Annotated in this window: 13 protein-coding genes; 3 read left to right on the forward strand and 10 right to left on the reverse strand. The window is 35.6% G+C overall.

Going from position 1 to position 22,035, the window contains the following annotated elements:
- Positions 1-2: 2 nt before the first annotated feature.
- Positions 3-1,079 (forward strand): cytochrome d ubiquinol oxidase subunit II, encoded by a 1,077-nt coding sequence (cydB, locus tag AC06G9_RS15215; RefSeq protein ID WP_293927333.1) that lies wholly within the window; start codon positions 3-5, stop codon positions 1,077-1,079.
- 215 nt (positions 1,080-1,294) lie between these two features.
- Here cydB and AC06G9_RS15220 read toward each other — a convergent pair whose 3' ends face one another.
- The 3 genes from AC06G9_RS15220 to AC06G9_RS15230 form a co-directional block, all read right to left on the reverse strand.
- A complete protein-coding gene (locus AC06G9_RS15220; RefSeq protein ID WP_293927330.1) occupies positions 1,295-2,776 on the reverse strand; it encodes a SusD/RagB family nutrient-binding outer membrane lipoprotein in 1,482 nt (493 codons plus the stop codon).
- Between the two features lie 54 nt (positions 2,777-2,830).
- Positions 2,831-6,064, reverse strand: coding sequence for a SusC/RagA family TonB-linked outer membrane protein (locus AC06G9_RS15225; RefSeq protein ID WP_480956616.1), 3,234 nt, complete (start codon positions 6,062-6,064; stop codon positions 2,831-2,833).
- Positions 6,065-6,232: 168 nt separating this feature from the next.
- Positions 6,233-7,117, reverse strand: a complete 885-nt coding sequence (locus AC06G9_RS15230; RefSeq protein WP_293927324.1) for an AraC family transcriptional regulator — start codon at positions 7,115-7,117, stop codon at positions 6,233-6,235.
- A 705-nt stretch (positions 7,118-7,822) separates the two neighbouring features.
- Between AC06G9_RS15230 and AC06G9_RS15235 the strand changes: the two genes are divergently transcribed.
- A complete protein-coding gene (locus AC06G9_RS15235; RefSeq protein WP_480956617.1) occupies positions 7,823-9,382 on the forward strand; it encodes a M1 family metallopeptidase in 1,560 nt (519 codons plus the stop codon).
- A gap of 105 nt (positions 9,383-9,487) precedes the next feature.
- On the opposite strand, the gene AC06G9_RS15240 is transcribed toward AC06G9_RS15235, so the two are convergent.
- Genes AC06G9_RS15240 through AC06G9_RS15250 form a run of 3 tightly spaced genes read right to left on the reverse strand, consistent with a single transcriptional unit; the run spans position 9,488 to position 15,247 of the window.
- Positions 9,488-10,909 (reverse strand): TolC family protein, encoded by a 1,422-nt coding sequence (locus tag AC06G9_RS15240; protein ID WP_480956618.1) that lies wholly within the window; start codon positions 10,907-10,909, stop codon positions 9,488-9,490.
- A gap of 60 nt (positions 10,910-10,969) precedes the next feature.
- Positions 10,970-14,110, reverse strand: coding sequence for an efflux RND transporter permease subunit (locus AC06G9_RS15245; protein WP_480956619.1), 3,141 nt, complete (start codon positions 14,108-14,110; stop codon positions 10,970-10,972).
- 12 nt (positions 14,111-14,122) lie between these two features.
- Complete coding sequence (locus AC06G9_RS15250; protein WP_480956620.1) at positions 14,123-15,247, reverse strand: efflux RND transporter periplasmic adaptor subunit; 1,125 nt, start codon at positions 15,245-15,247, stop codon at positions 14,123-14,125.
- A 446-nt stretch (positions 15,248-15,693) separates the two neighbouring features.
- Between AC06G9_RS15250 and AC06G9_RS15255 the strand changes: the two genes are divergently transcribed.
- Entirely contained in the window at positions 15,694-16,311 is a 618-nt protein-coding gene (locus tag AC06G9_RS15255) for a helix-turn-helix transcriptional regulator (RefSeq protein WP_244914395.1), read from the forward strand.
- Positions 16,312-16,430: 119 nt separating this feature from the next.
- Here the strand turns inward: AC06G9_RS15255 and katG are convergent, their stop codons facing one another.
- From katG to AC06G9_RS15275, 4 genes are all read right to left on the reverse strand, one after another.
- Complete coding sequence (gene katG / locus AC06G9_RS15260; RefSeq protein ID WP_293927307.1) at positions 16,431-18,716, reverse strand: catalase/peroxidase HPI; 2,286 nt, start codon at positions 18,714-18,716, stop codon at positions 16,431-16,433.
- Positions 18,717-18,999: 283 nt separating this feature from the next.
- Positions 19,000-19,368, reverse strand: coding sequence for a SpoIIAA family protein (locus AC06G9_RS15265; RefSeq protein ID WP_094772562.1), 369 nt, complete (start codon positions 19,366-19,368; stop codon positions 19,000-19,002).
- A gap of 141 nt (positions 19,369-19,509) precedes the next feature.
- On the reverse strand, positions 19,510-20,052 hold the full coding sequence (locus AC06G9_RS15270) for a hypothetical protein (protein WP_045756313.1): 543 nt from the start codon (positions 20,050-20,052) through the stop codon (positions 19,510-19,512).
- A 36-nt stretch (positions 20,053-20,088) separates the two neighbouring features.
- On the reverse strand, positions 20,089-21,882 hold the full coding sequence (locus tag AC06G9_RS15275; RefSeq protein ID WP_248753142.1) for a tetratricopeptide repeat protein: 1,794 nt from the start codon (positions 21,880-21,882) through the stop codon (positions 20,089-20,091).
- Between the last annotated feature and the right edge of the window lie 153 nt (positions 21,883-22,035).

Raw genomic sequence — 22,035 nt, forward strand, 5'->3', positions numbered from 1 at the left:
CTATGGAAATATTTTGGTTTGTTGTGTTGATGATTATGCTCGGAATCTATGTCATTCTCGATGGCTACGATTTTGGAGCAGGAATTGTTCATCTTTTCTTTGCTAAAACAGAAGAAGAAAAAAAAGCTGTAACCAATTCCATTGGACCATTTTGGGATGCCAATGAAGTTTGGCTCATCGCATCGGGAGGGGTACTTTTTTTCGCTTTTCCAACCTTATATGCTTCAGCTTTTAGTGGTTTTTACTTACCCCTTATGCTTGTGTTATGGTTGCTTATCTTTAGAGCGATCAGTCTAGAATTAAGAGGACAGGTTCATAACCGGATGTGGGAATTGATGTGGGATAAATTGTTCGGTTTGGCGAGTCTATTACTCGCTCTATTTTTTGGAGCAGCTTTAGGAAATGTCGTTCGAGGAGTTAATCTTGGTATGGTTGAAAATGGTGTATCTACTCAAGAACCTCATTATTTCTTTTTAGCCTTATGGAATCCAACATTTGATCCATTGGCCGAACATCAAGGAGTGATTGATTGGTTCACTTTATTATTGGGTCTTGTCGCAGTTGTGACCCTGACCATTCATGGTGCAAATTGGATCATTCTTAAAACATCAAGCACCCTGAGTATACGTCTAAAAACTGTAATTTTTAAACTCAATTTTGTTTTATTGTTTTTAGTAATATTATCCGCTTACGTATGGCATGATGTGAAACCAATATCATTACATAATTTTGAAACTTATTATTGGTTGTGGATCTTCCCTCTTATTGCTGCAGTTGGTCTTTTTGGACAGTTTAGAATTAAAAAATTTACAAAAGATTTATCCGGTTTTATTTATTCATCCTTATTTATTTTTGGAAGTTTTGGATCTACTATAGCTTCCATGTTCCCCATATTACTACCTTCGACTAATGCGGTAAATCCTTCTTTAACTATACAGAATGTATCCGCAAACGAATATGGTTTATCTGTTGGGATAGGTTGGTTCTGTGTAGCAGCAGTATTGGTGATTGTATATTTCATCATTCAATTTAAAGTTTTCAGAGGCAAATTAGATGATGTCGGATATGGTGACCATTAAGATGGATTAATTTTATCAAACCTTTTTCATACAAAAGAGCTATTCTAAGAATCGCTCTTGTCTTATTTAAAAATTAAATTTTAGAGGTCTCAAAAGCATTTAATGTCCTTAACCAAAATATTAGTTACTAAATTTTGTAACACCTCCCTCAGTGAACTAAAAAAAGCGAGATGACTTTCGTCACCCCGCTTTTCAATAAACATATACACATGAAATTAATTTTTACCATTATCTTTTGCCCACCAAAGTCTTTTACCCCAAGAGTGGTCAACAATGCCAGTTGCTGCTGCATCGGTATTAACCTTATTATTTAAATACTCATTGTTGGGATAAGGCAATCTCCATGGTTGATCGGTGTGCCTATCCAAAAATATCGAGCCTACAGAAGGATAATTGGTTGAAGGAATACCAGTTCTCCTATACAATGCCCAGGCTTCGTAATTTTCTTTAAATAATGCTGTCCACATATCCCACCAAATTCTCTCCTTTGTCCCATCGAATTGACCTTCTTTTGAAAGGTATAAATTCGCATCGTCTTTAGAAATTCCATTATCTTCCATTGAAATCATAACAGCTTTATTGTATGCATCTTTTGCACTAATTCCAACATCATAACCAAGCATTGCAGCTTCAGCCAGAATATAGTAAGTTTCACACGATTTAAAAAAGGGAGTATATCCTGAAGCATCATTAATGTAATGTTCACCTATCCAAGAAACTGATCTAAGGGGATTAGGTGAGGCAGCTAAACCATTCTTATATCCAACATAAGTTCCCAAATTGGTTTTTTGTGCTATCGATGCAATTCTAGGATCTTTTACTTCATTTAAATAATTAATAAAGATGTCAAACATACCCCAATTATCAATACGCTTACCATTTATACCCGATTTGTACCAAGGCTCCATATAGGGTAAAGTTCCAGGATAATATAAATAACAGTTTTCATCATTTGTTTCCATAACTGGATAGTTAATCTTACTTCCTGCAATTTCTTCAATGGTTGATTTTGCTAAAGCTGGGGCAACTGATGAGATACGCATAGCTATACGAAGTCGCAAAGAATTACAAAACTTTTGCCATTTGAGCATATCTCCTTCATAGATAATATCGTAATCGCCAATATCATCGGTTCCTAGACCATCGGACATTTCATCAGCTATCTTCTTTAAATCAGCTAATACTGCAGGAAAAACATCTTCCTGTTTGTCATATTTGGGTCTTAACAGATTACCATCTTCTGGCATTCCTTTAAATGCCTCTGAGTAAGGTATATCTCCCCAGCCATCTAAAAGATAAGACCACATATAATTTTGCCAAATACGAGCAACAGTTCTAATATTCTTAAACCCCTCAGCTCGGTCTTCGGTTTTCTTCAACATATCATTCATTTGGGTGATATTGTAATAACAAGCATACCAACGGTTACCATAGGTATTATTTCCAGGAACTAATGATGACAGATAATCAGGATACTGAATTTTAACAATATAGCCTGCAAAAGTACCATAGCCGTCCACATCTCCTCCAAACTGCTCGCCCGCATTTCGTAGTACATTGATCAACATATTTTGGGGAGGAACATTGGGTAATGCATCGGGATCCGTATTTATTTTCTCAAAATCTTTTGTACAACTTGCTAGACAAACTATCGCGAGTATGGAAGCAAATTTTATATTAAATAGTAGTTTTTTCATTTTTCTGATTCTTTAATTCAATTGAAATTCATTCCAGATAAATAGTATTTTGACTTAAAATGTAAATCCTAGTTTTAAGCCAATACTTCTAGAATTTGGAACTGTCGCCTGTTCAAAACCAACACCTCTCGAATCACTAGATACGCCTCCTGATTCAGGATCTATTCTCATGGTATTAGATTTATCTACCCAAAGTAAAGCCAAATTAGATCCGATAACAGATAGATTTGCCCTCTTAATACCTTTGATACGACTATAAAGATGTTGAGGTAAATTATATGTAAAGTAGGCTTCCCTTAATTTCAAAAACGAACCATCAAAAACATACATTTCATCAATCCCTCCTCCTTCATACCAACTTTGAGCGTTAGTTTCTATGGTATTCTCTACCCATCCGTTCTTGCCATCAGACATCGCAAAGCGCTCATTTGTCATCATATCCTTTCCTGCGACAATTGAACGTTCGCGTATTCCATTGGCCGCTGTAATCTCTGCTATTCCGGTAGTATAACCATGCGACATGGTTTGAGACCAAATGTCGCCGCCCTTTCGAAAATCCAACATAAAGCCAAAACTAAAATTCTTGTAAGAAAAATCATTCCGCAGACTTGCCAAGAAATCTGGCACAACACTACCTATATTTTGGTCTGCTTTTCGTTCAACTACTCCAGTATCAGTCACTTTAATCGCCCCTTTCATCGGTCCATCCTCAACGCGATCATATCCCATTCCAACTAAAGTTCCCCATGGCTGACCTTCTCTAGCCATATTCGCAATCCCCCAAGTCCATCCAATTTGATGATCTCTTAAATCAAGTGCCGGATATAATTCCAAAATTTTACTTTTATCTTTTGAAAAGTTTGCTGTCGCAGTCCAGTTAAAATCATTTTCCTTTTTAAAAATATCACCACGCAATTGAAGCTCTACACCATGGCTCTGTATATCACCAGCATTCAAAAAAATACGTGTAAAACCTACGGTATTTGATGTACTTACCGCAAGCAATTGTTTTCTAGCATTTTTATGATAGTAGGTGAAATCTGCATGAAATCGATTATTAAATAAAGCAATTTCAGCACCAGTCTCCCAAGTTCGAATTTTTTCAGGCTCTAAACCAGGAATCGCATAGGTCATACTCTTATACATTTGAGCTAGATCTTTGAATCCATCAAGTTGTGCATAATAATAGTTTTGATTACGATAAGGATCCGTTGCATTTCCTACTTCAGAAATATTCAATCTAAATTTTAAATAAGATAATACATCCCCCTTAAGATTCGAAAAAGAAGTCGTTGGAATCCAACTCATGCTAACCGATGGATAAAAGAATGATTTGGTTAAAGTGGATGACCAATCGTTTCGTGCTGTCATATCCACATACAATTGATCTCTCCAGCCAACTGATGCTTGCCCATAAATGGAATTAGAACGATTATGTGCATGATCCATATCCACTTCTGCAGGTCCTATTTTATTGGTAATCGTATATACACCTAGTACATTAAGACCTGTTGCTCCTAATGAATTCATACTCATTTTATAATCACGATAATTTGCCCCTAAAGTACCCAGTACACTAAAATCACCGTATTGTTTATTAAAATTAGCTAAAAAGTCAACATTTAGCTCTGTCCTATCATTCTTATTTTCATTAAAACTTCCATTCAAATGATCGAAATTATAATAGTTTCTTTCAAATCTTTGCGAATTAACATAATCAAGACCAACCCTTCCTTCAAATGTTAAGAAATCAACAGGTTGATAATACAATGAACTTTTTCCAAATACACGATTCATTTGCAATGAATTAATGGACTCATTCATCGTATAAAATGGATTCATATGATAGTTGGAGTTCCAGTTATAATACGTATAATTGCCTTGTGCATCTCGTTGATCCCAATTTTTTTTCAAGTCTTTCATATCGACTTGCCTACCAAACCAAATCAATCCATTCATCGGATTTGCTCCAGCATATCCTTGCATAATCAAGTTATCACTTTCTGTTCGTGTATAATTGGACATGATATCAAAAGAAACCTTATCACTGATTTTATAGTCATTATTGAGTTGAGCCGTATATTTCTTTTGATCCGTATTAGGAACGGTTCCCTTTTGATTACGGTAAGATATTGCTGCCCGAGTTGATGAGCGGTCAGTTTTTGACAGTAATGAAAGATTATGATTTTGAGAAAAACCAGTTTGGAAAAAATCTCTAATATTATTTTTATGAGAAATCCACGGAGTCGCTTGTCTTACATCATCCACAAATGGGCTATTAAACTGTGGAATCATTAATCCTGCATCTAGGCGAGGACCCCAAGATTCATCAAATCCATCGTTCACGCCACCTCCTGCACCATCAACATAATTGAAAGAACTATCTTGTGCATATTGTTGATAAGTGATACCTTTTCCTTTAGCGTATCGACCATAGCTATATTCATCTCCTCTTGACCCCTGTCCATACAAATTTTGATATTTGGGAAGAGTGGATACTCTGTCAACACTAAAATTAGCATCATAAGAGATTTGTACGCCATTATTAGCTCGCTTACCCGATTTGGTTGTAATCATAATGACACCCTTACCTGCACGCATTCCGTATAAGGCAGCTGATCCACCTTTTAAGACCGTCATACTTTCAATATCTTCTGGATTGATATCGTTGATACCTGATCCATAGTCAACCCCTGAATAAGTATTATCTCCGCTTCGTTGGCTATTATTTGTCATAGGTACACCGTCGATAACAATTAGTGGCTGTTGATCAGTTTGCAAGGACGTATTTCCTCTAATTGATATCCTTGCAGAAGAACCTACAGCTCCCCCAAATTGATTCACCTGTACTCCGGCGACCTTACCTGTCAATGCACCTGTGACACTTAATTGTCCTGCATCGGTCAATTCTTTGGCTTTTACTTCTTGAACGGCATATCCCAAAGATTTCTTATCTCTTGAAATACCCATTGCCGTCACTACGACCTCGTCCAAACTTTCCGTATTTGAGATTAAAGTAATAGAGAGGTTTGTTTGGTTACTGAGATTAATTTGTTTTCGCTCGTAGCCAATTGCTGATACACTTAATGTGCCTGCTTGTTTGTAAGAAATAGAAAAATCACCATTTTGCCCAGTTTGTGTTCCTGTGCCGTCCTGTAAGGAAATGGAAACCCCAGGGATTGGTTTTCCATCTTGACCGACAACCGTACCCTTGAGTACGGTCTGTGCATAAATAGCTGAACTAACCAACAAGTTAGCTGCTAGAAATGCAATAGCTGTTTTCTTCATAAAATAGTAGTTTCAAATGTTAGTTTATGATTTATATGTATAAACTAAGTTATCAATACTATCCTTGGAATCTTAACATTATCTTAACAATGATCAGCCATATTTTAACCCTAAATATTTGATATTATTATCTTCTCTTAAAAGGGAATTTAATAGGTATTTATTTCATTAAACTTCTGAAAAAACTGTACTTTTATAATTATCCGTATATTCTTTTGGATTACATCCCCTTATCTGTTTGAAGACACGATTGAAATTAGTGATACTGTTGAAACCACAGTTATAGGCAATAAAGGATACACTCTCCAAATGATCCTCATTTAATTGGTTGCAGACTTCTTTTATCCGAATACGATTTAAGTAAGATACAAAGGTTACTCCACAGTGTTTTTTAAAATACCGACAAAAAGCCTGTGGGGTAAGGCTAGCATAATTGGCAACATCTTCTAGAGTAAGTTCATTCTTAAAATTTTCCTTTATATAATTGCATATTAAAGTAATTCGGCTTACACCACTTGAATTTTCATGATTAAATTCAATTCTTTCTGCACAAAGCGGTTCTGTTTCTTTTGAAATCATAGCTAAAGAGCGTAACAAATAAAAAAATTGCATCAATTTATCGAGCTCATCAGCTTCCTTTAATTGCACTACTCTTTCCGAGATTTGTTGAAAATAAGTGTGAGGAACTTTAAATCCGCGAGCATTACTTTGAATAAAATGGTTCAAAGAATCAAACTCACCTAACGAAAACAAAGATTTCAATTTACCATTAGGATCAAAGAAAATAGAAATAGATCTAGATTCATTTGATAAGCCATCTTGTGACATCGATTTAAATACATGTGGCTGATTTGCTCCCAGAAAGAATATATCATTTTCTTTAAAAGGATGCAAAGTATCCTCAACAACCAATACGCCCTTACCTTTTTTAATCCACATCAATTGTGCTTCTTGATGCCTGTGCAAATGAGGATAGAAGGAATCCATTACATCTTCTTGTATTGTTAAGCTTTGTCCTTGGGTTGTTGGCACGTTAAATTGGAGAGTTTTCATAGCATATTCAAAATTAAACTTTACAAAAATTTATTATTTGGTTGATCTAAATATAACAACTACATCTCAATATCCCCAAAAATCAAGTAAACATTCAAAAAACTTAATTAAAAAATCATAAAAAGGAAACTTACTTAATCGACGTGATTGAATAGATTAATGCAACAAACTCATCATACTGAGAATCTTTTTTCCAAAAAAAAGAATAATGTTAATATACAAATCTACTTAGATAATTTTCTGTTGTTGTACCTCATGAAAATTATTGAACTTTATATCATCTCATTCCTAGTCTATTTGGTGTAAGAATATAATATATTTAAAAAATTGTAACAAATTATGAACAAGTCATCTTCTCTATGGTCCAATTTTGACAATCAATTGATATACCATGATGTCACTATATTTAAGATAGCTATTCAATAAGAAATGTTCAAAAAATAGTTTAATAGCAAACCGAATTAAAAAATTAGAAAAATCGATAAAATTAGAGCAAATTATAAGTGTTTATCATTACTAAATAAGTATAATCTATTACTCATTTCAAATAATGAGTAATAGTTTAGGCTCCATAACATATCATCTTAATATGAAAAGACAACTAATATATCTATTCACCAGTTGCTGTTTATTTACAGCAGGTATAAAATCTGCTTCAGCTCAGTTAATGAAAAAGAGAAGGAAGAATTTTCCCGAGCAGATTCCTTGCGAGGTCATTTAACTCCTTTAAGGACCTGTTATGATATTCGATATTATCATCTGGATGTTAAAGTTGATATTGATCGTAAATTTATATCAGGAACTAATCTATTTCGTTTTAAGGCAACACAAGATTTTAAGCAATTACAATTTGACTTATTTGCCAATCTAAAAGTGAACAAGGTTATTTATCGTGGTAAAGAACTACCTTTTACACGAGAATACAATGCCGTTTTTATTGACTTTCCCGAAACCATTACCAAAGGCAAAGAAGATGAGTTTATAGTATCATACGAGGGTCATCCAACAGAAGCAGCACGCGCTCCTTGGGATGGTGGTTTTGATTGGAAAAAAGATAGCAATGGAAAACCTTGGATTGCTACGGCATGTCAAGGAATGGGTGCTAGTGTTTGGTGGCCAAATAAAGATCATCAATATGATGAAGTGGACAGTATGTTAATCTCCATAGCGGTTCCAAATGGGCTTATGAATGTTTCCAATGGAAAATTAATCCAAATAGAAAAAATGAAGGACGGCTTTACTAAGTATCATTGGAAGGTTGTCAATCCAATCAACAATTACAATGTCGCTCTGAATATTGGAGACTACATTCATTTCAAAGAAAAATATAAGGGTGAAAAAGGTCCTCTTGATATTGATTATTATATCTTGAGAGAAAATAATCAACCACAGAAAAAACAACATTTACAAACAAATGCAAAGCAAACATTAGAAGCATTTGAACATTGGTTTGGCCCATATCCATTTTATGAGGATGGATACAAATTAGTCGAAACTTTACATACTGGTATGGAACACCAAAGCGCAGTCGCCTATGGCAATCAATACCAAAACGGCTATCGTGGACGAGATGCCTCTGGAACTGGCTGGGGCAAAAAATGGGATTTCATTGTAGTCCATGAATCTGGACATGAATGGTTTGGCAATAACATAACCTCCAAAGATCTTGCCGACATGTGGATTCATGAGAGCTTTACTAACTACTCAGAAGCTTTATTTATAGATTATTTCTATGGAAAAGAAGCGAGTCAGGCCTATGTCCATGGTAATCGCAGCGGCATACAGAATGATAAGCCCATGCAGGGCCCATTTCATGTTAATAAAGAAGGATCTGGTGATATGTATCCCAAAGGAGGAGTCATGCTCAATATGATTCGTACAATGATTGATGATGATGAAAAATGGCGGTCCATCTTGAGAGGATTAAATGCGAAGTACTTTCATCAGCAGGTTGACTATCAAGATATTGCTCAGTACATCATTGAAAAATCAGGTATAGATCTCTCCAAGTTTTTTGAACAATATGTACAACACATTTCTATTCCGATACTTGAAATAAGAAAGGATATTTCTGGTAAAATACTTGGGCGGTGGATCAGTGAAGTAAAAGACTTTCATATGCCCATCCATATCGGTACAAACGAAAATCCAAAACAGCTTTTGATGCTGGATCAACATTTCAAAGAGATAAAAATACCCAATCTAACTAAAGAAAATATCACCATAGACACTTTCAATTACTATATAGGTGTATTGATAGAATAGAGTTCTATATGTGATGTGTGAACCTCGAGATTGATGGATCTAATCATATAGAATGGGGAAGGTCTAGTCCTTAATTTAATCGAATAGACCTTCTCCATATCCTAATTAATCCCAACCGCCACCCAATGCACGATATAGTTGAACTACCGCATATAATTTTTGGCTTTGGTCATCAATATCTTTCAATTGTGCCCTTAAAAGATTTTGTTCCGCAGCCAACACATCTGTATAATTAGTTTGTTGATGGTTTATAAACAGTTCCTTATTAAATTCAAGTGCTTGGGATAAGGCATCCAACTGTTTTCTCCTCGATTTTTCTTTTTGTAAAGCAGTATCATATTCAAAAAGAGCATTAGACACTTCTTGACTGGCAATCAATAGGGATTTTTCAAATTGATATAAAGCTTGTTGCTGTCTAGATTGAGCGGTAGATAAACGTGCTTGATTAGCACCTTTATTAAAGATTGACTGTGTCAAACCACCAGCGATGGAACCAAAAAGACTTTTACTTGAAAACCATTGGTTCCAACCAAGATTTGAAAAACCTCCAGAAGCAGTTATTTTTAAAACGGGGTAGAAGTAGGTACGGGCTACGTTCGTTTCCTCAAATGCTGTTCTGAAATTTAATTCTGCCATTTGTACATCTGGACGATGCGCTAAGAGTTGTGCAGGAATACCTGGTTTTAGATCATATTCAACCTGCTGTTCCTTTAATGATTGACGTATGATTGTACCTGGATTTCGAGCCACTAAAAAACTAAGACGATGTTCTTTTTCTTTTATTTTTTGCTCAATATCTGGAATATCCAATTTAGCTTCATAAAAATTAGCTTTACTTTGTACAACTGCTACTCCATTAAGCAATGCATTTTCAAAAAGCATTTCAATGGCAACTGCATCCTCAGCCCGATTTTCAGCTGTTTTTTTTATAATCAGCAACTGTTGATCCAACGCCAATAGTTCATAATAATTTGACGCAATATCTGCAATCAATTGCGTCTGTACAGCACGTTTTGCTGCATCAGTAGCCAATAGCTGAGATAAAGCAGCACGTTTAGCACTCCCTAGTTTACCCCAGATATCAATTTCCCAATCGGTGCTTAACCGCACATCATACTGTGTATTATTTCTGGGAAAACCAAAACTTTGAAAAGTAGGATATTGTTGAGAATTTGCAGATATATTAGTGTTCAATGAGGGCAAAAATGCTGCCTTTTGCAAACGTAAATTAACTTGCGCTTCTGTTATACGTTCAACAGCTATTTTGATATCGATATTTGCTTTTAGTCCTTCTGCTATCAATCCCTGCAAAAGGGTATCAGTAAAAATTTCAGACCATTTTAAAGTAGCCATATTCATGGTATCGATCTCTAAAGACGATTGACCTGTGGTATCCTTAGGGTTGGACATAGGGGAATGATAACGTTCATTCACTTTATTTTCTGGTGATGCATATGGGCGTGTTATCTGGCAGGAACTCCAACTAACCAGGCCGATCATAACAAGCACCATTATTTTATAAGGCATATTTATCATCTAAATTGAATTTATTTTAAAAGTGATTGTCATTTTTTATTATATATCTTCTCAGGCACGAGCTGATTGATTGGATATTTTCACACCTGAAATCTTTTCTTGTAAACCTTGGAATACTATAAAAAGAATAGGTATTACAAAAACACCAAATACAGTCCCAATCAACATACCCCCTACTGCAGCAGTCCCAATAGACTTATTACTTAGCGCACCAGCTCCAGTTGCTAACATCAAAGGAATCAATCCGAAAATGAAAGCAAAGGAAGTCATCAAAATAGGTCTTAATCGCGACTTTGCTCCATAAATAGCGGACTGAACCAAAGTTCTACCACTCAGACGATGTAAAAGAGCAAATTCTACAATCAAAATGGCATTCTTTGCTAATAGACCAATCAGCATAATTAGACTGATTTGTAAAAAAATGTTATTATCAATTCCAAATAATTGCGCAAAAGCAAATGCCCCCGCTAGACCAATAGGTAATGACAAGAGTACTGAAAATGGAAGAATATAACTTTTATACTGTGCACTTAAAAGAAAGTATATAAAAAGAAGGCAAAGGGAAAAAATTAAAACCGTTTGGTTACCGCTGGATAATTCTTCACGCGTCAATCCTGAAAATTCGTACGAATAGCCACGATCTAATGTTTGAGCGGCTGTCTCTTCTATGGCTTTAATAGCATCGCCAGAACTATAACCCACATTTGGGATTCCTGTAATGGTACTGGAGGTAAATAGGTTAAATCGTTGAATAAATTCTGGCCCATAAGTTTTTTTTAAGGTTACAAACTCAGCAATTGGCGCCATATTACCTTTTATCGTACGCACATAAATTTTATTGATATCTTCCTCCTTTGCTCTATAATCAGCTCCAGCCTGCATCATCACACGATACTGCTTTCCAAAGCGATTGAGATCTGAGGCATAAATACCACCAAAGTATCCTTGCAAAGTGGTCAACACGGTATTGACGCTCACACCAGCAGTTTTACACTGCGCTACATTGATATTAATTTCCAATTCAGGGAAACCAACATTAAATGAACTCGTCGCATAATTAATCTCTGGACGTTTGCTCAGGGCAGTAATAAATTGATCAATATTTTCGTTAAATTGCAAATAACTTCCTCCTGTTTTATCTTGCAACTGCACTTCAAAACCATTGCTATTTCCAAATCCCTGTAAAGTCGGTGCCGCAAAGAAAATAACACTTGCACCTTTGATATGAGCTGTCTTTTCAAATAATTTTTGAACAATCGCTGCTGCACTTTGATCTTTTCCTTTACGTTCTTTCCAAGGCTTTAAACGGATGAACAAGGCACCATAAGATCCACCGGTACCGTGCAGTAAATCCATTCCAGACAATGTCGAGGATAATTCAATTTCTGGTATGCTACGGGCGATACTATCAACCTCGAAAGCGATCTTTTCAGTACGTTCCAAAGTTGAGGCTGGAGGTAAAACAACATTTCCAAAGATCGCACCGCCATCTTCATTAGGAACAAACCCCGTTGGCGTGGTTTTTATTAAGGTATAAAATAGCAATGCAAAGGCTGCAATACCAACAAAAGAAATCCATTTGCGTCGTATTAAAAAGCGCACCACTCCTACATATTTTTTAGTCACAACTTCAAAGGCGATATTAAAACCTGTAAAAAATTTAGGAATAAAACCTTTGTGGTTTTCAGCATCAGCTGTATGTGGTTTCAATAATAAAGCACATAATGCTGGACTTAGAGTCAAGGCATTGATCGCCGAAATAATAATAGCCACAGCTAGCGTTAAACCAAATTGTTTATAAAAGACACCTGCGGAACCGGTTATAAAAGTAACAGGAACAAATACAGCCGACATGATCAAGGTAATCGAAACAATAGCTCCACTAATCTCACTCATGGCATGCAGAGTTGCTTTTTTTGCAGACTTAGCCCCTTGATCAAGTTTTGCATGTACCGCCTCAACTACGACAATTGCATCATCTACCACAATACCAATAGCTAACACAAGTGCAAATAGAGTCAATAAATTAATCGTAAAGCCAAAGAGTTTTAAGAAAAAAAATGTTCCTATAATAGCTACTGGAACGGCTATGGCAGGAATAAGGGTAGAACGCAAATCTTGTAAAAAAAGAAAAACAACTAAGAAAACCAATATAAACGCCTCGATGATTGTATAAATAACTTTCTCAACCGATGCATCTAAAAACTCATTGGCATTTAAAAAAGTATGATACTCCACACCGGGAGGAAAATCTTTAGAGGCTTCTTTCAAAATATTTTCACAAGCAATAATCAATTCTCTTGCGTTTGAACCTGAAATTTGACTTATCGCTCCTCCAGACGAGAGCTTACCTTGTGTTATCAATGAAGTCGTATAATCAAGCGCACCAAATTCTACATCTGCAACTTCTTTTAACCGTAAATAATCTCCAGATACACCACTTTTCAAAATGATATTTTCAAATTGCTCTGGATCCTCAAGGCGACCCGTGAATTTCAATGCATACTGTAAAGATTGACGGCTATTCTCTCCTATTTTACCTGGTGCAGCCTCTATATTCTGTTCTTTCAAAGCAGTTATAATATCTTCTGGTATTAAACCATGAGTCGCCATGACATCTGGTTTCAACCAAATACGCATGGAATACTCTTGATCACTATAGATCTCTGCTGCACCAACCCCTTCTACGCGCTTCATCTGAGGCATAATATTTATACGTAAGTAATTATCGAGAAATTTACGGTCATACTTTCCATCTTTACTATACAATAAGAAACTAAATGCTGTACTACTCAACTGCTTACTGGTGGTAATTCCAGATTTAATAACTTCAGCAGGTAATAAACTAGTTGCCTTACTAACCCGATTTTGGACATTCACTGCCGCCATATCTGCATTAGTTCCTTGTTTAAAAAATATAGTGATAGCAGCTGTTCCGTTATTACTGGCAGTAGAGGTCATATAAGTCATATTTTCAACACCATTAATTTGTTCCTCTAAAGGTATAATGACACTTTTCAGGACCACATTGGCATTTGCTCCTTGATAAGAGGCTGTTACCACTACTGTAGGAGGTGCAATTTCAGGATATTGTGAAATGGGTAGCGATAACAATCCTAAAACACCAAGCATCACAATTATAATCGATATTACCGTGGATAATACCGGATTTTCTACGAATTTTTTTAACATTTTTTTTCTATTTTATTTATTCGAAATAGGGGCCGGTTTTATCTCCATCCCATTACTTAAAGTCCCAATACCTTCTGTAATGACAATATCTCCAATATGAAGCCCACTTTTCACAACATATTCTTGTTCCGTTGAGGTTGGATACACCACTATTTCAGTGTGATTGACAATATTCTTTGGACCTACTTTATAAACAAAGTAATTTCCCTGGATTTCAAAAACAGCTTTTTTAGGAAGCAAAATTGCTTGATCAATAGTAGTAGGTATACGAAGTATCGCACTGGCGCCACTCCATAAAAGTCCTTCAGGATTAGGAAACAATGCTCTAAAATTAGCAGAACCTGTTTCCCTGCTCATCACACCACTTAAGCTTTGAATTTTCCCATGGGGCATGTAATCATTTCCATCTGCTGTTCTCAAAGTAACAGAAGGCATATTTTTCAATTTTTCAGCCATATTTCGACCTGTATATTGATCTAAAAAGCCATTTAACTGTTTCTGACTTAATGAAAAGTGTGCATATACTTCTCTTGTATTGGCAATTGTGGTTAAGGCCATCTCAGAATTACTACTGACTAGGCTACCTTTTTTAAGAGGAAGACGACCTACAATACCCGTAATTGGACTTACAATCTGTGTAAATGCCAATTGTGATTGCGCATCGGACAAAGCAGCTTTAGCTTGGTTAAGCTCAGCTTTCTTCACGCGTTCCACATTTCTTGCTGTAGTCAATTCAAATGAATTCACTATTTTTTTGTCGACTAAAGCCTGTGTTCGCAAAACTTGAATACTAGCCGTCTCCAAAGCAGCCTCGACAGCTAGTACCGCTGATTTTCGCTGATTAACATCTTGGACAAAACGGTTGGCATCAATTTTAAATAGCTTTTGTCCTATCTTGACCAGACTACCCTCCTCGACAAACACCTCCTCGATGTAACCATCTATTTTGGATCGAATCTCAACAGTTTGTATCCCTTCTAATGTAGCTGGAAATTCAACATACAAATCCGCTTTCTGCGCATTTAACGTTAACACTGGATATAAAAAAATTTTATTTGTAGGAGACTCCTTTTTCGATTCACAAGATATTAATCCTATGAAAAGAAAGAATAATAGATATAAGTGTGTTTTTTTCATGGTAATAATTTTTGAATAAACAATATGTAAAAATTTAATAATGAGATTTTTAGACCACAACATGCTATTAATAACAAGACATAGTTATCCCGTTCCCCCGCTCAAACCTGTTTTGGGATTGGGGATATTTTAAATATTTAGATGATGAAATCTATATGTTCATCTTTTGCGCGAGGGTTATTACCTCTTCAGCGTATTCCAGTACGGAACCACAATTATAAAGGCAAAATGAGCTCCTTGAGTTATTTGTTTAGGAAGGTGTATTTTTGATGTATCAATCCACATAAAATAAATATTACAATTCTTACTTTACATTCATCAAATTTATAATTGAAAGTCTATGCTTAAAATTATCCATTTTGATAAGTGTAACAAAAGTAGTAATTTTGAATAATAAAACAACCAAATACTTGTTTTATTATTTTATGACGACAAATCGAATTTTAATGTTACTGAAAATGCGTGGGCCTCTAACGGCACTCGACATTGCCCATGAATTAAAAATAACTAAGGAAGGTGTTCGACAACAACTCGTTAAGTTTATGGAAGAAGGCTTAATAGAAGTTGAAACAGAATCGAAAGGAGTTGGAAGGCCTCAAAAGTATTTTACGATTTCAGAAATCGGAAATCGGAAATTTCCGGATACTCATGCTGAATTGACTGTTAAATTATTAACAATCATAAAAGATGCAATGGGCAAGGATGCTTTACAAACGATTATTGATGCTAATGAGGTAACAGGTAAAAAAAGATATCATGAAGAGATCGATCCTCTACCCGATCTAAACTCTAAAATCGCCCGTTTGGTTGCTATTCGTACACGTGAGGGGTATATGGCAGATTATTCTGAAGATGAAGAAGGATATCTACTGGTCGAAAATCATTGTCCCATTTGTGCAGCGGCAAAAGCTTGTCAAGGGTTTTGTAATTCAGAATTACAAATTTTCCAGTCCGTTTTAGGAGAAAGTGTTTCTATTCACCGTACCGACCACATAGTAGCTGGTGCTAGACGCTGTGCTTATCGGATTGCTCTTTCTAAAAACATGGGGAATAATGAAGCATAAAAAATGCCCAAAGAACTAGATTCTTTAGGCACTTTTAGGTTAAAAACTAGGATTGATCATATTTCAATATTATTTTAGATCAAAAAACTATAATACGAATTCTAAAATCAAATCTTTATTTATGCTGATACCAGATCAAATCGATCAGCATTCATGATTTTATTCCATGCTTTTATAAAAGCATGGACAAAAGATTTCTCATTTCCCGATTCAGCAAATACTTCTGCCACTGCTCGCAACTCAGCATGTGATCCAAACACGAGATCAGCTCGACTAGCAGTCCATTTTGGTTGCCCCGTTTTTCGACAAGTCCCTAAATATAATTCTTTTGTCTCGTCCATGGCTTTCCATTCTGTCTGCATATCTAACAGATTCACGAAAAAATCATTAGTTAATTGCCCTGGGCGCAAGGTAAAGACACCATGTTTAGAGCCATCATAATTGATGTCTAACACTCGAAGACCACCAATTAGAACGGTCATTTCGGGAACAGAAAGATTTAACAACTGAGCTTTATCAATTAAAAGCTCCTCTGTTGAAATGGCTTTATTTTTTAATTTACGATAGTTTCTGAAGCCATCTGCAAGTGGTTCTAAAAATGCAATGGATTCCATATCGGTTTGCTCCTGACTAGCGTCCGTACGTCCAGGATTAAATGGTATCTGCACATCATGACCTGCATTCTGTGCTGCTTTTTCAATAGCAGCTACGCCAGACAACACAATTAAATCTGCAATTGAAACCTGCTTTCCGTCAAATTGCGCATGATTAAACCTTTGCTGGATATCTGTTAACACGATCAAAACCTGATTCAATTGGTTTGGCCGATTGACCTCCCAATTACTCATCGGTAAAAGGCGGATGCGAGCACCGTTGGCACCACCGCGTTTATCCGAATTACGAAAAGTAGATGCCGATGCCCAAGCTACGGATACTAACTCAGAAATTGATAGACCTGTATTCAAAATTTCAGTCTTTAAAAACTGAACATCAGCGTCATCGATCTGTATATATTCTATTTTTGGAAGTGGATCTTGCCATACAAACTCCTCATGAGGTACATCTGGTCCTAAGTAACGTGACCGAGGTCCCATATCGCGATGGGTCAACTTAAACCAAGCACGAGCAAAAGCGTCAGCAAACTCGTCTGGATTATTGCGAAATCTCCGAGATATTTTTTCATATTCCGGATCAAAACGCAGTGACAAATCCGTTGTTAACATGGTTGGTTTTAATTTCTTAGTGGCATCATGAGCATGCGGAATAATTTCTCCAACATCTTTAGCGATCCACTGATGTGCTCCAGCAGGACTTTTTGTTAATTCCCATTCAAAATCAAATAAATATTCAAAAAACTGATTCGTCCATTCTGTGGGTTTACTAGTCCAAGTTACTTCTAAGCCAGAGGTAATCGTGTCTGCGCCTTTTCCAGATCCAAATGAGTTTGCCCATCCTAAACCTTGAGATGCTAGATCTGCAGCTTCAGGTTCTTTACCAACATGGTCAGCAGGACCTGCACCATGTGTTTTACCGAATGTATGACCGCCTGCGATCAAGGCAACGGTTTCTTCGTCATTCATAGCCATACGACCAAATGTATCACGAATATCTTTTGCGGCAGCAATTGGATCAGGGTTGCCATCGGGACCTTCTGGATTCACATATATTAATCCCATTTGAACAGCTGCTAAGGGATTTTCCAAATTCCGGCTGTGTATTTTTCCATCTGCATCATCATCCGACACCAATACACCATGTGACTCTGCAACACCTTCAGATCCCTGCGCATAACGGACATCACCTCCTAACCAAGTTTTTTCGGAACCCCAATACACATCCTGATCTGCTTCCCATACATCCTCTCGACCACCTGCGAAACCTAAAGTTTTGAATCCCATGGATTCTAAAGCCATATTTCCAGTTAAGATCAGTAAATCTGCCCAAGATATTTTACGTCCGCACTTTTGTTTTATAGGCCATAATAAACGTCTTGCTTTATCTAAGCTCACATTATCGGGCCAACTATTTAGCGGAGCAAATCGTTGTTGCCCACGCCCAGCACCGCCCCGTCCATCACCCACTCGATAAGTTCCAGCACTATGCCAAGCCATTCGAATAAATAATGGCCCATAATGCCCAAAATCAGCTGGCCACCAATCTTGTGACTGTGTCATTAACTGTTTTAAATCATTTTTTACTGCTTCTAAATCTAAGGTTTTAAATTCTTCCGTATAATTGAAATCTGATCCCATTGGGTCTGACTTAGTAGCATGTTGACGTAGCAAATTAACTTTTAACTGATTGGGCCACCAATCTTGATTTGTTGTACCTCCACCTGCAACAGCTTTTCGCATTGTTCCATTATGAAATGGACACTTATTAATATCATTTAATTCGTTTTCCATTGATTGCTATTTTATCAGTAATTTAAATTCTTATTTTGGTTATTCTAATCTAATAAATTTAAATAAAAAAAAATTCCTAATGAAATTTTTATCAACTTAAAAAACTAGTTTTCAATAAAATAAATCAATAGACAGGATCATTATTGATGAAATATTTTCCCAAAATATAAATGGGTTACATCACATGATGTAACCCATTTATATTGTACTCCATTTATTTATTCCCTATATATCCTATGCACTTCTACAGCCTAAACTCCTACAATAAATGGATAAACTTTTCTTACTTTTTTATGCTTAACCAATCTATAGCTTCTTGTAGTTCACTTATTTCATAACCTTTAGCCTCTCCTGGACTGATATAGCTAAAGGCATCCGTAAATTTTTCTACTGCTGTTTGATCAGTCACGATAGCCATTTTTTTCCAAGCTGTAAAATGTTTCAAGCCCGCTATTAGATCTTGCACCCAAGCACCTGCTGTAAAATTTTGCACCTCTGTTTCCAACAGTAAAAGATAATAGATCTCGTTATAACGATCAGTTAATGATTCTAGCCCGGGTAATAAAACATTTTTTAAGTCATCTGCTGTGACCTCTCCGCTTGCACGTACACCAAATACATGGTCTGGTAGATTTTGAATAACTCTAAGCATATCTAGTATCATTTTATGTATATAAAAACAACAAACTAAGTCTAGCTTTGTTTTGGAGGAATATACCCAAACCTATAAGCTTTTTATAATTGTAATATAATGACTAGACATCATATTACATTAAAGCAATTTTTAACTTTTTTACATAGAAGGTGAAGCACCTTCGAACGGGGTAGATTCATAGAACTTTTTTGTGCTCAGATCTTGCAAGCGTTCGATATGGTTATGCTGATCATAAAATATTTTAAAAGTTCGCAAAATCTTGTTCTTCCTATCCGTGAGATAAAGCATATTCTGGTCAATTTTTGCATCATACTGAACTAATTTGACAAACATAGATAGCACGTCGTTCTGTACATTATAATTCTCTTGTTCGCTCTTTTTCAATTTAACTTCAACATCTCTAAAGGAAACTCTGCTGTCTACCTGGTCACCGTTTAATTCGATAATTTCCCTAAAAATAACATTTGGAGCTAAGGTCGTATCCGCATTTATTTGCCAAGCAAAAGCTAGAGGAAAAAGCGGTACATTTTCACTCGTTTTATATTCCTCAGGAATGACAATTTCTGGCGGTGCTATAATATCTGGTCTTTTAATTCTAGTTTTCTTTGTAGACTTTGTTTGTGCTATACTTTGACTAGCAACGACAACAAAAAGTAATAGAAAGTATTTTAAAATTTTCATTATTTAACGATTAGGTTATACTATTTTAATTTAGAATTATTGATTACATGAAACTAGCAAATCATCTTCTACGACAATACCCATTTTTTTTGCTTTAAGAAGATCTGCGCAACATGTTGGATCATTTAAAAACTGTTTAATCTGTCCCCTAACATAATATGAAAAACCATCGCTTTTGTCTAGATCTATTGCCTTATTACAATCTGCTAAAGCAGATTTAAGATTTAGATCTGCTTTTTCAGAACGTATTTTTGAATTAATTGTCCAATTCATCCTGAAAGGTTGGTTAGGCTGTTTAGTACGGATAATAATAGCTGACTGGGTTGGTTTTTCGGATAGGCTTACCTTGGCTATGGCCCTATTTATGTAAGCTAGAGCATACTTTCCATTGATTTGGATACTTTGGTTGAAGTCAACCAAAGCTTGATTATATTGCCCTAGCAACAAATAGATATGGCCTCTTCTATTAAAATATAATTCTTTTGCAAATCCATTGAGATTTGGAATCAATGCAATGGCATCATTCATTCGTACTAAAGCGGTATCCAATTTTCCAGTATTCACTTTACTTTCCGCGTCGTGATAATAAATATCCGCTAAAGAAGCATCGTAATAGGATTGAAGTTCTTGTTGGCTTGCATTGATAAAGCGAGGATTATTTTTAAATTCAAGCATCAAGCTCGCCTTATTAATTAAAGCAATATCATAATTTAAAGTAGCGTTAGTAAAATCTTTCAGAGCCAAGTGTGCATTACCTTTAAAAGATAAAATCATGGCGTTATCAGGAAATTGCCGTAATCCTGCATCGTAAATTTTTAATGCTTTTTCATATTGTTGTAAGTTATAAAAAGCCACCCCGCGCTGATAGTAATAACTGGCTTTGCTGGAATCACAAAAGGTCGACATTGATTCCTCCATGTTTTTGTATAATTCAGCATCCTCTAACTTTTGCTCCAGAGCTAATGCTTTTGCTGTTGTATAGTCTTGACAGGATGCATCCAAATCTTCTAGCGCATAATATATTTCGGCTCTATTTAAATAAGTGATAACATCATTGGGATTAAGTTGGATCGATGTATTAAGATCTGTCAAAGCATTTTCAAATTGTTTCAAATGGTTATAAACAGTACCCCGAAAATTATATAATTGAGGATCAGGAGCAACTAAGGAGATTGCTTGATTGATATCTTCCAATGCAGCAGAGAGGTCGTTATTTTCAAATTTCAATCTACCTCTAAAAAAATAAGCCTTATAATGCTTAGAATCGAGTTCGATCGCTTTATTAAAATCCAACAAAGCTTTAGATTTTTCTTGATGATTTAAATGATAATTTCCTCTTTCCACATAGTTACTGGCGCGATCAGGAGCAATTGATATTGATTTATCATAATCTACTAAAGCACCAATCTTATCACCGATCATATCCTTTATTCTTCCTCGATTTGATAAAATCATATCATCGTTTGAATCATTAGCCACAGCTTTATCTAAATAGTTTAATGCTTGATTAAAATCATTTTTAAAAGCGTAAATCAGACCTAGATTGAGATAACAACGTGCACATGCTGGATTGACCATAAGTGCTTGACGGTAATAATGCTCACCACGCTCTAAGTTGTTTAATTGCAAATATTGATACCCCGTTAATCGAAGTAACGTTTCGTCTTTAGGTTGCTTTTTAACTTCTATCTCTAAATATGGAATAATCTTCTCTGGTTGGCCGATTTGATTTAAAGAATCTACTGTTTTTTCATAAATACTTTTGATCTGACCAAAAACCGGAGCACAAAACAAAACGGACAATAATAAAATGGCCAACTTAATTCTCATAATAAAATATTTATAATTCAATATATCTATAATTTAACGGTTAACTTCTGATTTACCATAAGTACTCTATTAACAAAAAATACGCTTAAATGTTAACATACATTTTTATGTGGGAACTACGTCTTTATTTTATAGTAACATTCCAACGGATCT

The organism is Sphingobacterium sp. MAE (genome assembly GCF_056711605.1).